Here is a 14,056-nt window from a genome sequence, read left to right on the forward strand (position 1 = left end):
CCAGTTTTTGAGTCACTGAGGCCGTAATTATGGCAACCACGCTGTTTAAAGATTTTCATTTTGAAGCCGCTCACCACCTGCCAAATGTGCCGGAGGGCCACAAGTGCGGCCGTCTGCACGGGCATTCATTTATGGTGCGTCTGGAAGTTACCGGTGAAGTCGATGCCCATACCGGCTGGGTGATGGATTTTGCCGAACTAAAGGCGGCGTTCAACCCGATTTGGCAACGCCTGGATCACTATTATCTGAATGATATTCCTGGTTTGGAAAACCCGACCAGCGAAGTGCTCGCCGCCTGGATCTGGCACCAGTTAAAACCACAACTGCCTGAATTATCGGCGGTGATGGTTAAAGAGACCTGTACCGCAGGTTGCCTATATAAAGGCTAAATCCCCTTCATCTTTCAAGCCACCGCGTGGTTGGCGCACATGTTGACCCCAGTCACTTACCCAACAGTAAGCTTCTGGGGATAAACAGGCTAGCGTGAAAGCGGTTAGGGATTACACAGACTCTTTATTGTATATCCAAATATTTATGCGTCTGCATCGAAAGCCGCCAATTGCGGGCGATGCACGTTTCAATACACAATCGTGTCGCCTCTTCTTTCTGGCTGATGGGTTGCAGGGCGATAATTCGGCGCTTTTCGTCGTGTAATGTAGCCAGCAACTGGTCCAGCGCTTCAATATCCCGTTCACGCCCCACCGGATGTTTAATCTCATCAGCCCGTATCAGCGCCTGATCCAATACTTTTAGCCCACCACGCATATTCACTTTGGGTGAAACCGTTACCCAGGTATTGGGAGAACAACGAACCTCATGGGTACCGCTGGTTTCGATTTGGCAGCCATAGCCGTGGTTCTCAAAGAGAGTCGTCAGCGGGATAAGATCGTAAATGCAGGGTTCACCGCCCGTGATGACAATATGGCGGGCGGTATAACCCTGCTGCTGGCAAACCTCAAGCAGTTGTTGGGCGCTGGCACTGCCCCAGGCATCACTTTCGGCGGTTTTTACCAGGATGCGCTGCATGTCTACTTCCCGATTAGCTTCCTTTTCCCAAGTGTGTTTGGTATCGCACCAACTGCATCCTACCGGGCAACCCTGCAGGCGGATAAAAATAGCCGGAACGCCGGTGAAATAGCCTTCACCTTGTAAAGTCTGGAACATCTCGTTAATCGGGTACTGCATGGCTTTCTCTATCTGGCAGGGGAAAACCGCATTATCGCAGATCCCGTCCAGGCCGCCAAACCAGGTAAATTGTATTAAATTTTATCCTCTCCGGTTGCATCCAGCGTAACGCTCCGATGGCCAAACATATTGATGCTGTTTATATAAAGACAAACACCAATAAGCAGATTAATACACCACGCAAAACACACATATCGGCAACAAATAATATAAAATTATTTGACATAAACCCTACCACTGGCGCAGATGTATAGACAGGCAAGCACAAGTCGAGCGCAGTTTCGACGCTCCATCCATCAACATCACATCTGTGTTTCGAGGGGACTATGGCTCACTCTACTGAGTTGAATATTCAGCAGGCTATCGACGACAGCAAGATTTCTTTATTCCACTGGACCTTAATCATTCTCGGTTTCCTGATCCTGGCCATTGATGGTTACGATACGGCAGCAATGGGTTATATCGCCCCTTCGGTGGCCAAAGACTGGGGGATCGTCAAACAAGATCTCGGACCGGTGTTAAGTGCAGCACTGCTCGGCCTTTCGCTTGGGGCACTGGTCGCCGGGCCGATTTCCGACCGGGTTGGGCGCAAGCAGGTACTGGTTTTCTCCTGCCTGTTTTTTGGCTTATCCAGCCTGGCGACCGCCTATGCAGGCTCGCTTAATAGCCTGACGCTATGGCGCTTCCTGACTGGGCTGGGGCTAGGGGCGGCAATGCCCAATGCGATCACCCTGATCTCGGAATATGCCCCCCAGCGCTGTCGTTCATTGGCGATCAACACCATGTACTGCGGGTTCCCTTTGGGGGCGGCGGGCGGTGGCGCTATCTCCTCATGGCTGATCCCTGCCTACGGCTGGCACAGCGTGCTACTGCTGGGAGCCATCGCTCCGCTGGTACTCACCGTGCTGCTGATCCTGCTGCTGCCGGAATCGGTGAAATATATGGTTAACCGTGGCCGGGACGTTTCGAAAATCAAACGCATCGCCCAGCGTTTTGTAAGTTACGACATCAGCCATATCTCGCGGTTTTACCTGTATGAAGACAAGTTGGCCCTGTCGAAAACCAGCGTCGGGCTGCTGTTTAGCCGCCCCTATCTGGTGGGGACGCTCATGCTGTGGTTAACCTACTTTATGGGGCTGGTGATCTACTACGTCCTGCTCAGTTGGATGCCGCTGCTGATGCAGGGATTGGGTTATCAGCTTGAACAATCGGCAATCCTGACTTCGCTATTCACTTTTGGCGGTACCTTGGGGATCCTGGTTGCCGGTTGGCTGATGGACCGCTGGAATGCCCATAAGGTAGTTTCAACCGGCTTCGCCATTACCGCCTTGCTGATTGTGGCTATGGCCAACGAGGATAGCCATATCGTCCTGCTGGGAGCCTTTATCTTCCTGATGGGGATCACCATGAACGGGGCTCAATCCGGCCTGCAGACGCTGGCTGCTACTTACTACCCGACCCACAGCCGCGCTACCGGCATTGCCTGGATGCAGGGCATAGGCCGTTTTGGCGGCGTGGCAGGCACCATGATGGCCGCGCAGTTGCTGGCCATGGAGTGGCAGGTTCAGGGGATTTTGATGTTCCTGGCTCTTCCGGCACTGGTAGCCACCTTCGCAACGGTATTCAAGATGAGCCGATCTTCGGCGTTGCAACCTATCCATTAACCCTTCCCGGGGCGTTAGGTATCGGCCTCTGACGCCCCTGTGGATACGGCTTTTTACCCCTTTTGGCTTAGTTGTAATCCATATGTAAATTTATTGTGATTCGTCGCTCAAAAATGACACAATTTTAATTCATTTTTGTAGAGTAGCTCACTGTTCTATCAACTCCTGCTAATGACCCAAACCCGGAAAAATAGCATAACACACTGATATAAATAAATATTAAATCCAATTTAGGCCTTTCGGGTTAGGCGCTGGTTGGTGTTGCATATGCTTGTACATACAAGTATATGTTAATAAACCCTATGCATTGTTATGACCTGGTGTTGTTGTTACCAAGTCATGAAATTTGTACCGATACTGTTTGAGGAAATAGCTGTGACTGCAAATAACAAAGTTCGCAATGTCGATGTACGCGCGCCTCGCGGCACACAATTAAACGCAAAAAGCTGGCTGACTGAAGCGCCGCTGCGCATGCTGATGAACAACCTCGATCCTGAGGTGGCAGAAAATCCACATGAACTGGTGGTGTACGGCGGTATCGGGCGTGCTGCCCGTGACTGGGATTGCTATGACAAGATTGTCGCCACCCTCAAAACGCTGGAAGACGACGAGACTCTGCTGGTGCAGTCCGGCAAACCGGTCGGTGTTTTCAAAACTCACAGCAACGCTCCGCGCGTGCTGATTGCCAATTCTAACCTGGTTCCTCACTGGGCCACCTGGGAGCACTTCAACGAACTGGATGCCAAAGGTCTGGCGATGTATGGCCAGATGACTGCCGGTAGCTGGATCTACATTGGCAGCCAGGGCATCGTGCAAGGCACCTATGAAACCTTCGTGGAAGCAGGCCGTCAACATTACGACGGTAGCCTGCAAGGCCGCTGGGTATTAACTGCCGGTCTGGGTGGCATGGGTGGCGCACAACCGCTGGCCGCCACGCTGGCTGGAGCCTGCTCGCTGAATATCGAATGCCAGCAGAGCCGCATCGATTTCCGTTTAAAAACCCGCTATGTCGACGAACAGGCCAAAGATCTGGATGACGCCCTGGCACGTATCAAAAAATACACCGCCGAAGGCAAAGCCATTTCCATCGCACTGTGCGGTAACGCAGCAGACATTCTGCCAGAACTGGTCAAACGTGGCGTGCGCCCGGACATGGTGACCGACCAGACCAGCGCCCACGATCCGCTCAATGGTTACCTGCCAAAAGGCTGGAGCTGGGAAGAGTATCGCCGCCGTTCGCAGACCGAACCGGCGGTGGTGGTGAAAGCCGCCAAACAGTCGATGGCCGAGCACGTCGAAGCCATGCTGGCGTTCCAGAAAATGGGCGTTCCAACCTTCGACTACGGCAACAACATCCGCCAGATGGCTAAAGAAATGGGCGTTGATAACGCCTTCGACTTCCCTGGTTTTGTGCCTGCCTATATTCGCCCGCTGTTCTGCCGTGGTATCGGCCCGTTCCGTTGGGCCGCCCTGTCAGGGGATCCGCAGGATATCTACAAAACTGACGCCATGGTGAAAGAGCTGATCCCGGATGACGAACATCTGCACCGTTGGTTGGATATGGCGCGTGAACGTATCAGCTTCCAGGGCTTGCCAGCCCGTATCTGCTGGGTAGGCCTGGGCCAACGTGCCAAATTGGGCCTGGCGTTTAACGAAATGGTGCGCCGTGGCGAACTCTCTGCACCAATCGTTATTGGCCGCGATCACCTGGATTCCGGCTCGGTAGCCAGCCCGAACCGTGAAACCGAATCGATGAAAGACGGCTCCGATGCCGTATCTGACTGGCCACTGCTCAACGCCCTGCTGAACACCGCCAGCGGCGCAACCTGGGTCTCACTGCACCACGGCGGCGGCGTTGGCATGGGCTTCTCCCAACATTCCGGGATGGTGATCGTCTGTGACGGCACCGATGAAGCTGCCGAGCGTATCGCCCGCGTACTGCATAACGATCCAGCCACCGGTGTGATGCGCCATGCAGATGCCGGTTACGACATCGCTATCGACTGCGCCCGTGAACAAGGCCTTAACTTGCCAATGGTAGCCGCCACTCAAGGGGGCAAAGCATGAAAACATTAACGATTCGCCCAGGCAAACTTACCCTTGCCGATCTGCGCCAGATTTACCAACACCCGGTCAAATTAGCGCTGGATGACAACGCCTATGGGGCAATCCAGCAAAGCGTGGCCTGTGTAGAACGCATCGTAGAAGAGAACCGCACCACTTACGGCATCAACACCGGTTTCGGTTTGCTGGCTTCGACCCGAATCGCCCGTGAAGATTTGGAAAACCTGCAACGCTCCATCGTGCTGTCACACGCAGCCGGTGTGGGTGCCCCAACCGATGACAATCTGGTGCGCCTGATTATGGTGTTGAAGATTAACAGCCTGTCACGCGGTTTCTCGGGTATTCGCCTGGAAGTTATTCAGGCACTGATGGCGCTGGTTAATGCCGAAGTGTACCCGCATATCCCGCTCAAAGGTTCCGTTGGTGCTTCCGGCGATCTGGCTCCGCTGGCGCATATGAGCCTGGTGCTGCTGGGTGAAGGTAAAGCCCGCTATCAAGGAGAATGGCTACCGGCAACCGAGGCGCTGGCCAAAGCAGGCCTGAAGCCATTGACGTTGGCGGCCAAAGAAGGTCTCGCGCTGTTGAACGGCACCCAGGTTTCCGCTGCCTTTGCCCTGCGCGGTCTGTTTGATGCCGAAGACTTGTATGCCGCAGCTACCGTGACCGGCAGCCTTACGGTTGAAGCCGCGCTGGGATCGCGCAGCCCGTTCGACCCACGTATTCACGAAGTGCGCGGGCAACGTGGCCAGATCGACGCGGCGGCGGCTTATCGCCATCTGCTTGGTAAACGCAGCGCCGTGTCTGATTCGCATCATAACTGCGAGAAAGTACAGGACCCTTATTCTCTGCGCTGCCAACCTCAAGTGATGGGGGCCTGCCTGACGCAAATCCGCCAGGCTGCCGAGGTGCTGGAGATCGAAGCTAACGCCGTTTCCGATAACCCGCTGGTATTTGCCGAACAGGGTGATGTGCTATCCGGTGGTAACTTCCACGCCGAGCCGGTCGCCATGGCGGCTGATAACCTGGCGCTGGCATTTGCCGAGATCGGTTCACTCTCAGAACGCCGTATCTCGCTGATGATGGACAAGCACATGTCGCAGTTGCCACCGTTCCTGGTGGATAACGGCGGCGTGAACTCCGGCTTTATGATAGCCCAGGTAACCGCCGCCGCACTGACCAGCGAAAACAAAGCGTTGGCACACCCGGCCAGCGTTGACAGCATCCCGACCTCGGCCAACCAGGAAGACCATGTCTCAATGGCGCCAGCGGCAGGCCGTCGCCTGTGGGAGATGGCGGATAACGTGCGCGGTATTCTGGCAGTGGAATGGCTGGCTGCCTGCCAGGGGCTGGATCTGCGCAAAGGGCTGCAAACCACCGAAAGCCTGGAGCAGGCTCGCCGCCTGTTGCGTGAGCAGGTCAGCTACTACGAGAAGGATCGGTTCTTCGCTCCCGACATAGAAGCTGCCAGCCAACTGTTGGCGGCAGGCCACCTGACCTCTCTGGTACCGGCCAAGTTGCTGCCTAGCCAGGCGTAACACCGTTAAACCTGTGTCCCTCAACTGCCACAGCACGGCGGTTAATTAAGGGACACAACCTGTTACCCTACAAGTTCGTACTCTATCCCGCCGGGGTTCGTTCCCCCGGTGTGGATGGCGCTGCCTGTCCGACAACAACATTAATACGGAGAAGCAACATGCGTTCCGAAAAACCACAACTGCGGCGCGGCCTGAACGCGCGACATATTCGCTTTATGGCCCTGGGTTCGGCCATTGGCACCGGCCTGTTTTATGGCTCTGCGGGTGCTATTCAACTGGCCGGTCCGGCCGTGCTGCTGGCCTATCTGGTCGGCGGCGCCGCCGTCTTTATGGTGATGCGGGCATTAGGGGAAATGGCGGTACATCAGCCGGTCTCCGGCTCCTTCGGCCATTACGCCAGTCATTATCTTGGCCCTTTGGCCGGGTTCCTCACCGGTTGGACCTACACCTTTGAAATGGTGATCGTCGCCCTGGCCGACGTCACGGCATTTGGCATCTATATGGGGCTGTGGTTCCCGGATGTCGCGCAGTGGGTCTGGGTGCTGAGCATCATCATGTTTATTGGCGCGCTTAACCTGTGCAGCGTCAAAGTGTTTGGCGAAATGGAGTTCTGGCTGTCTCTGGTCAAAGTGGCGGCCATTGTGGCAATGATCGTTGGCGGCGCTGCCGTGATGCTGTTTGGCTTTGGCGTAACCGAGCAGGCCACCGGTTTCAGCAATCTGTGGGCGCACGGCGGCTTTATGCCAAATGGCATAGGTGGCGTTATCGCCTCTCTGGCTGTGGTCATGTTCGCCTTTGGGGGGATCGAAATCATCGGGATCACCGCCAGCGAAGCCAAAGATCCCGCCAAGGTACTGCCAAAAGCGATCAACGCCGTGCCGATCCGCATCCTGTTATTTTACGTGCTGACCTTACTGGTGCTGATGGCTATCTATCCGTGGAACAGTATTGGCCAAAACGGCAGCCCATTCGTGGAAATCTTCAGCAACCTGGGGATCGCTTCAGCGGCTAACGTATTGAACGTAGTGGTGATCACCGCCGCTATCTCCGCCATCAACAGTGATATTTTTGGCGCTGGACGCATGATGTACGGCATGGCCCATGACGGTCAGGCACCGAAAAGCTTTTCCAAGCTGACCAAAAACGGCGTGCCGTGGATGACGGTGTTGGTGATGTCGATTGCCCTGTTATTGGCGGTGGTGCTCAATTACCTGATCCCAAAACAAATCTTTATGATTATTGCCTCTATCGCCACCTTTGCCACGGTTTGGGTTTGGCTGATGATCCTGCTTTCGCAGGCAGCCATGCGCCGTACTCTCACCAAAGAGCAAGTCAGCCAGCTGAGCTTCCCGGTGCCTTGGTGGCCGATAGCCCCCGCTCTGGCAACGGCATTTATGGTGTTTGTGATCGGCTTGCTCGGTTACTTCGAAGAGAGCCGCATCGCCCTGTTTGTCGGCCTGGTCTGGGTGGCGTTCCTGACCCTGGCATACTGGCTGTGGGTACGTAAAAAAAGCGATGTTTCCCCGGTAACCTCAACTGAAAGTCTGTAACCGCCACACCCGGAACAGCGTTTATTAATCGGTATTTTTAGATAAGACTATACCCAGCAATCCTTTCCGGCCTTCTTCCTGAAGGCCGTTGTTTCCTGAACTATGTTCCACTTCAAATATCTGAAAAACAAAATAATATCCCGACATTTTTATTGATCATCATCAACTTTGCCCATTTGTGTTTCTTTAAAAATTAATAAGTTTTTACATTTATTATTCCATGGAAACAAAAGGAAATGATGATGAGTGATTTACAAAAACCGACGCCCCACCCTGAGGAAATACGAGTGGGCCCCGGTGCCTATATTGCCTTGCTGTTCGCGATGGTGTTTTTCTCTGGCCTGCTAGGCGGTAATACCTGGTATGGCGTATTTGACTTTACTACGCTCAATGGCGCCTTTGGCCGAGTCGTCAGTGGGGTGAGCGGCAGTGGTGAAGCAATGAAGGTCACTACCAGCGCCTATCGCGGCACCGGTGGCAATGGAGCAATGGATGGTTTTCTGTTTGCGTTTGGCCTGATCCCGGCGGTGATGTTCGCATTGGGGATGATTAACGTCCTGGAACATTACGGCGCACTGAACGCGGCACGCAAGCTTCTTACCCCACTACTGCGCCCTCTGCTCGGGCTGCCCGGCTGTGCCGGATTGGCGATGATCGGCAGCCTGCAAAGCACCGACGTTGGCGCCTCACTGACACGTAACCTGAGTGATGAAGGACAGATTTCCAATAATGAGCGGGACGTTTTCACCATGTTCCAGTTCTCGGCAGGGGCGATGATCACCAATTTCTTCTCCTCGGGCGCCATCCTGTTCACCCTGATAACCGTCGATGGCACGCCTGCGGTTCCTGCCTCCATTGGTCTTTGTATCGTGGTGATGTTCGTCATGAAAATTTTTGGTGCCAACATCCTGCGCCTGATCCTGCGCACTATCTCTCGCGAAGAGCAGCAGGATGAAACCGATAAAAAACGTCAATCCGCGCAGGGAGAAGCCTAATGTCTACGCCTTCAAATCCAATGATTACCGATGTCTTTGTTGCCGGAGCGCGCAAAGGCTGGAACATAGCAACCACCAGCACCTTGCCCAACGTGCTGATGGCATTTGTGTTGATTAAAGCGTTAGAAATTACCGGTGCGCTGAAGGGGTTGGCGCTGGTCTTTGGCCCATTAATGGGGGTGTTTGGCCTACCGGGTGAAGCGGCAGCGGTGCTGATCGGCGGTTGGATGTCGATGGGTGGCGGGGTGGGTGTCGCGGTAGCGTTATTCGATCAAGGTATTCTGAGCGGCACGCATCTGGCCATTCTTGCTCCCGCCATCTATCTGATGGGATCACAGATCCAGTACGCCGGGCGCATCCTTGGCGTGGTAGGCACCTCCGCCAAACGTATTCCCTTGATGATTGGTATTTCGGTAATGAACGCCTTTATTGCCATGCTGATCATGCGCATTCTTCTGTAGCTTCAGGTAAAGGAAAATTATGAACACTGAACAATATCTCGACGAGTTGCGCAGCGTGGTCAATATCGACTGCGGAACCCAGACCGTTGCGGGCGTAGCTTGTGTTGCCGACCGTTTTGCAACCTGGTATCAGCAGGCCGGCTGGCACACCGAACGAGTCAATCTGGGGGAGCGTGTCGGGCCCGGTATGTTTGTCACCAACCATGCCGATGCCGAGCAGTTTGATGTGCTGCTGGTCGGCCATATGGATACCGTTTTCCCCGAAGGCACCGCCGCAGAACGCCCGATGACAGTACAGGACGGGCGGGTTTATGGCCCCGGCGTTTCGGATATGAAAAGCGGATTACTCAATATTCTCTGGGCGTTGCGCAGCTTATCCCCTGCCGAGAAAGAGCGTCTGAAGATTGCAGTCGCCATGAATCCAGATGAAGAAACCGGTTCCGTCTTCTCTCATCAATGGATCGGTGAATTAGCCAAACGCAGCGCCGTGGTTTTAGTCTGTGAAGCAGCCCGAGCCGATGGCTCTCTGGTTAAGGCACGTAAAGGCATGGCCCGTTACAGGTTGGACTTTCGTGGCGTAGCGGCACATGCCGGTAACGACCCGCACCGTGGCCGCTCGGCGATCAATGCACTCGCCCAGACAATCGTTGAACTGAATGGATTGGCAGACGCTGAGGCCGGTACTACCCTCAATTTTGGTGTGATCCAAGGCGGTGATGCCGCCAACATTGTTGCTGATAAAGCCCATGCTATTTTGGATCTGCGCTTCTGGAACAATGAAGAGTATCAGCGCGTTCATCAATCGCTATCTCAATTCTGTAGCACGCATTTGCTTGCAGATATCAGCATCCAACTTTTGCAAGAGGCCCACACGCCCGCGATGGCGCCTTCACGGGATACTGAAAAGCTTATGCAGTTGGTCGAAGACGTCGGCGAGCAGGAAGGTATCGCTATTCACTGGCAGGCAGTGGGCGGGGGTTCTGACGCGAACCACACGGCGGCATTGGGTGTCCCATCACTGGACGGTTTTGGCCCAATTGGTGCTGGTTTTCACAGCCCGGCAGAATATCTGGAGCTGGACAGCATCGCGCCACGCATCAGGTTGCTAAAACAGGTTATTGTCCGTTTAGGCCAGTAAACCCTCTTTTATCTGCACTAAAAAAACGGAGAGCACCTTGCGGTACTCTCCGTTATCTACTCAGTAACGAATCAAGCCGTTATTACTGACCTTTAACTTCTTTCAGGCCATTAAACGGTGCGCGGTTGCCCAACGCTTCTTCGATACGGATCAGTTGGTTGTATTTAGCAACGCGGTCAGAACGGCTCATAGAACCGGTTTTTATCTGGCCAGCCGCAGTACCAACCGCAAGATCTGCGATGGTTGCGTCTTCGGTTTCACCTGAACGGTGAGAGATCACCGCGGTGTAGCCTGCGTCTTTGGCCATCTTGATAGCAGCCAGAGTTTCGGTCAGAGAACCGATCTGGTTGAATTTGATCAGGATGGAGTTAGCGATGCCTTTCTCAATACCCTCTTTCAGGATCTTGGTGTTGGTAACGAACAGATCGTCGCCAACCAGCTGGATTTTGTCGCCCAGCACTTTGGTCTGGTATGCGAAACCATCCCAGTCAGATTCGTCCAGACCGTCTTCGATAGAAACGATTGGGTATTGCTTGGTCAGGTCTTCCAGGAAGTGAGTGAACTCTTCAGAGGTAAACGCTTTGTTGCCTTCGCCGGCCAGAACGTATTTACCGTCTTTGTAGAATTCAGAAGCCGCACAGTCCATCGCCAGGGTAACGTCTTTGCCCAGTTCATAGCCTGCCGCTTTCACGGCTTCTGCGATAACGGCCAGCGCTTCAGCGTTAGAACCCAGGTTTGGCGCATAGCCACCTTCGTCACCTACCGCAGTGTTCATGCCTTTGGCTTTCAGCACTTTTGCCAGGTGATGGAAAACTTCAGAACCGATACGCACGGCTTCTTTCAGGGTTTTCGCGCCTACTGGCTGGATCATGAATTCCTGAATGTCGACGTTGTTGTCGGCGTGCTCACCACCGTTGATGATGTTCATCATAGGCAGTGGCATAGAGAATTTGCCTGGGGTGCCGTTCAGCTCAGCAATGTGCTCGTACAGTGGCATGCCTTTAGAGGCAGCCGCCGCTTTGGCAGCAGCCAGAGAAACTGCCAGGATGGCGTTGGCACCAAACTGGGATTTGTTCTCGGTACCGTCCAGATCGATCATGATCTTGTCGATGTTAGCCTGGTCTTTGGCATCTTTACCCATAACTGCCTGAGCAATTGGGCCGTTTACTGCAGCAACGGCTTTCAGTACGCCTTTACCCAGGAAACGGGATTTGTCACCGTCACGCAGTTCCAGTGCTTCACGGGAACCGGTAGAAGCACCTGAAGGCGCAGCAGCCAGACCTACGAAACCGCCTTCCAGATGCACTTCGGCTTCAACAGTTGGGTTGCCGCGTGAGTCGATGATTTCACGGCCGATGACTTTAACGATTTTGGACATTAGGTTTTCCTCGATACAAGTTAAGCTAAAACTCCAGACAAACAACGCGCGGTTTTTGCCGCGCGTTGCTTACCAAAACTCTTATTTCACCTGACGCTTCTGGTGTTCACCCGCCGCTTTGACAAAGCCAGCAAACAACGGATGCCCATCACGCGGCGTCGAAGTAAATTCCGGATGGAACTGACAGGCTACGAACCACGGATGGTCAGGCAGCTCGATAATCTCGACCAGCTTGTTATCGGCAGAAAGACCAGCAACACGCAAACCTGCGGCTTCGATCTGCTTTAACAGCATGTTGTTCACTTCATAGCGGTGACGGTGGCGTTCAACGATGGTTGGTTCGCCGTACATCTTGCGCACCAGGCTGTTATCGGTCAGGTGGCATTGCTGGCCACCCACACGCATCGTACCGCCCAGATCGCTTTCTTCAGTACGGACCTCAACATTGCCTTCTTCATCACGCCACTCGGTGATCAGGGCCACCACCGGGTACTTACAGTCTGGCACAAATTCAGTGGAGTTGGCGTTTTCCATGCCCACCACGTTACGGGCAAACTCCATTAACGCCACCTGCATACCCAGGCAAATGCCCAGATAAGGGATGTTGTTTTCACGAGCATAGCGTGCGGTCATGACCTTGCCTTCCACGCCACGGTAGCCGAAACCACCAGGGATCAGGATCGCATCCAGATCTTTCAGCACTTCTACGCCGCGCGTTTCAACATCCTGCGAATCGATCAGCTTGATGTTGACGGTCAGACGGTTTTTCAGCCCACCGTGCTTAAGCGCTTCAATCACAGACTTGTAGGCATCTGGCAGTTCGACATACTTGCCGACCATACCGATAGTCACTTCGCCGCCTGGATTGGCTTCTTCGTAAATCACCTGCTCCCACTCGGCCAGATTGGCTTCCGGCGGGGTGAGGCTGAATCGTTTACAAATATAATCGTCAAGCCCCTGAGATTTCAATAGGCCTGGGATTTTATAAATGGAATCAACGTCTTTCAGGGAGATAACTGCTTTTTCCGGCACGTTACAGAAAAGTGCGATTTTAGCGCGTTCGTTAGCAGGAACTGCGCGATCGGAGCGACAGATCAGCACATCAGGCTGAATACCGATGGAAAGCAGCTCTTTTACCGAATGCTGGGTAGGCTTGGTTTTGACTTCACCTGCGGCCGCCAGGTACGGCACCAGCGTCAGGTGCATATACAGAGTATGCTCGCGGCCAACTTCAACCGCCATCTGACGGATGGCTTCCAGGAATGGCAGGGATTCGATATCACCGACGGTGCCGCCGATTTCAACCAGCACCACATCGTGCCCTTCGCCACCTTCGATAATGCGTTCTTTAATGGCGTTGGTGATGTGCGGGATCACCTGAACGGTCGCGCCCAAATAATCGCCACGGCGCTCTTTGCGCAGCACATCGGAGTAAATACGGCCAGTAGTGAAGTTGTTACGACGCGTCATTTTGGTACGGATGAAGCGTTCGTAGTGACCCAGATCCAGATCGGTTTCTGCGCCGTCTTCGGTGACGAAAACTTCCCCATGCTGAATCGGGCTCATGGTGCCCGGATCCACGTTGATGTACGGGTCCAGTTTCATGATGGTAACGTTGAGGCCACGGGCTTCGAGAATAGCCGCCAGAGAGGCTGCGGCAATGCCTTTACCCAGAGAGGATACGACCCCGCCGGTCACAAAAATATAATTAGTTGTCATGCTGAACCTGAGAGTTTAGGTTTAAAGACGATGGAAGTACCAGGACGGGAAAGTAGTATACCCGAACCTCTCTTGACCTACAAACGATCGTTTTGCCATCCATCATCTCTGTCACCGTCGTGAGTTCATCCGGGTTCAATCCGCCAGCACTGCTCTCCGTGCCTTTTAAAACAATCAGTTAGCGTAAAACAAAGCGCGATGAAACCGACATCATAATCTATAAAAAGACTTGGATTTCAGTCCGTTGGGCTTATATCAGCGCATAACCAGCAATTCAGCAAACCATAACCCTGAGCTTAACCGTTTCAGCCTACACGAATATTGTCGCCGATCAAACAAGCAACACAGTTAGGACAACGGCATTTCC

11 protein-coding genes are annotated in these 14,056 nt (G+C 53.8%); 8 read left to right on the top strand and 3 right to left on the bottom strand.

Translation table 11 applies throughout. The features are described 5' to 3' along the window. Window positions 1-29: 29 nt before the first annotated feature. On the top strand, window positions 30-389 hold the full coding sequence (queD, locus tag ACQ86O_RS00550; protein ID WP_431223710.1) for a 6-carboxytetrahydropterin synthase QueD: 360 nt from the start codon (window positions 30-32) through the stop codon (window positions 387-389). A gap of 124 nt (window positions 390-513) precedes the next feature. Here the strand turns inward: queD and queE are convergent, their stop codons facing one another. Next, window positions 514-1,185 (bottom strand): 7-carboxy-7-deazaguanine synthase QueE, encoded by a 672-nt coding sequence (gene queE, locus ACQ86O_RS00555; RefSeq protein WP_431223711.1) that lies wholly within the window; start codon window positions 1,183-1,185, stop codon window positions 514-516. A 326-nt stretch (window positions 1,186-1,511) separates the two neighbouring features. On the opposite strand from queE, the gene ACQ86O_RS00560 reads away from it, so the two are divergent. The 7 genes from ACQ86O_RS00560 (at window position 1,512) to ACQ86O_RS00590 (ending at window position 10,592) form a co-directional block, all read left to right on the top strand. Further along, entirely contained in the window at window positions 1,512-2,849 is a 1,338-nt protein-coding gene (locus tag ACQ86O_RS00560; RefSeq protein ID WP_431223712.1) for an MFS transporter, read from the top strand. 375 nt (window positions 2,850-3,224) lie between these two features. Then, window positions 3,225-4,916 (top strand): urocanate hydratase, encoded by a 1,692-nt coding sequence (hutU, locus tag ACQ86O_RS00565; protein ID WP_431223713.1) that lies wholly within the window; start codon window positions 3,225-3,227, stop codon window positions 4,914-4,916. Beyond that, entirely contained in the window at window positions 4,913-6,448 is a 1,536-nt protein-coding gene (gene hutH / locus ACQ86O_RS00570) for a histidine ammonia-lyase (protein ID WP_431223714.1), read from the top strand. The genes hutU and hutH overlap by 4 nt, the downstream gene beginning before the upstream one ends. Before the next feature lie 158 nt (window positions 6,449-6,606). After that, complete coding sequence (locus ACQ86O_RS00575; protein ID WP_431223715.1) at window positions 6,607-7,998, top strand: amino acid permease; 1,392 nt, start codon at window positions 6,607-6,609, stop codon at window positions 7,996-7,998. A 242-nt stretch (window positions 7,999-8,240) separates the two neighbouring features. Further along, window positions 8,241-8,993, top strand: a complete 753-nt coding sequence (locus ACQ86O_RS00580) for a nucleoside recognition domain-containing protein (RefSeq protein ID WP_431223716.1) — start codon at window positions 8,241-8,243, stop codon at window positions 8,991-8,993. Beyond that, entirely contained in the window at window positions 8,993-9,454 is a 462-nt protein-coding gene (locus tag ACQ86O_RS00585; RefSeq protein ID WP_431223717.1) for a YjiG family protein, read from the top strand. Before ACQ86O_RS00580 ends, ACQ86O_RS00585 begins: the two co-directional genes overlap by 1 nt. 19 nt (window positions 9,455-9,473) lie before the next feature. After that, window positions 9,474-10,592 carry a M20 family metallopeptidase gene (locus ACQ86O_RS00590; protein ID WP_431223718.1) on the top strand — a complete coding sequence of 373 codons (1,119 nt, stop codon included), beginning with the start codon at window positions 9,474-9,476 and terminating at the stop codon, window positions 10,590-10,592. 82 nt (window positions 10,593-10,674) lie between these two features. On the opposite strand, the gene eno is transcribed toward ACQ86O_RS00590, so the two are convergent. Beyond that, the gene (gene eno / locus ACQ86O_RS00595; RefSeq protein ID WP_431223719.1) at window positions 10,675-11,970 is read right to left on the bottom strand and encodes a phosphopyruvate hydratase; all 1,296 of its coding nucleotides are present in this window, start codon (window positions 11,968-11,970) and stop codon (window positions 10,675-10,677) included. 81 nt (window positions 11,971-12,051) lie between these two features. Further along, on the bottom strand, window positions 12,052-13,689 hold the full coding sequence (gene pyrG, locus ACQ86O_RS00600) for a glutamine hydrolyzing CTP synthase (RefSeq protein WP_431223720.1): 1,638 nt from the start codon (window positions 13,687-13,689) through the stop codon (window positions 12,052-12,054). Window positions 13,690-14,056 lie beyond the last annotated feature (367 nt).

The organism is Serratia sp. L9 (assembly GCF_050632285.1).
GTDB lineage: Bacteria > Pseudomonadota > Gammaproteobacteria > Enterobacterales > Enterobacteriaceae > Chania.

Bases quoted from the DNA above. Each gene is read 5' to 3' on its own strand.
- ACQ86O_RS00590 (WP_431223718.1), top strand. From the start codon at position 9,474: ATGAACACTGAACAATATCTCGACGAGTTGCGCAGCGTGGTCAATATC.
- queE (WP_431223711.1), bottom strand. From the start codon at position 1,185: ATGCAGTACCCGATTAACGAGATGTTCCAGACTTTACAAGGTGAAGGC.
- ACQ86O_RS00575 (WP_431223715.1), top strand. From the start codon at position 6,607: ATGCGTTCCGAAAAACCACAACTGCGGCGCGGCCTGAACGCGCGACAT.
- pyrG (WP_431223720.1), bottom strand. From the start codon at position 13,689: ATGACAACTAATTATATTTTTGTGACCGGCGGGGTCGTATCCTCTCTG.
- hutH (WP_431223714.1), top strand. From the start codon at position 4,913: ATGAAAACATTAACGATTCGCCCAGGCAAACTTACCCTTGCCGATCTG.
- queD (WP_431223710.1), top strand. From the start codon at position 30: ATGGCAACCACGCTGTTTAAAGATTTTCATTTTGAAGCCGCTCACCAC.
- ACQ86O_RS00580 (WP_431223716.1), top strand. From the start codon at position 8,241: ATGAGTGATTTACAAAAACCGACGCCCCACCCTGAGGAAATACGAGTG.
- ACQ86O_RS00585 (WP_431223717.1), top strand. From the start codon at position 8,993: ATGTCTACGCCTTCAAATCCAATGATTACCGATGTCTTTGTTGCCGGA.
- eno (WP_431223719.1), bottom strand. From the start codon at position 11,970: ATGTCCAAAATCGTTAAAGTCATCGGCCGTGAAATCATCGACTCACGC.
- ACQ86O_RS00560 (WP_431223712.1), top strand. From the start codon at position 1,512: ATGGCTCACTCTACTGAGTTGAATATTCAGCAGGCTATCGACGACAGC.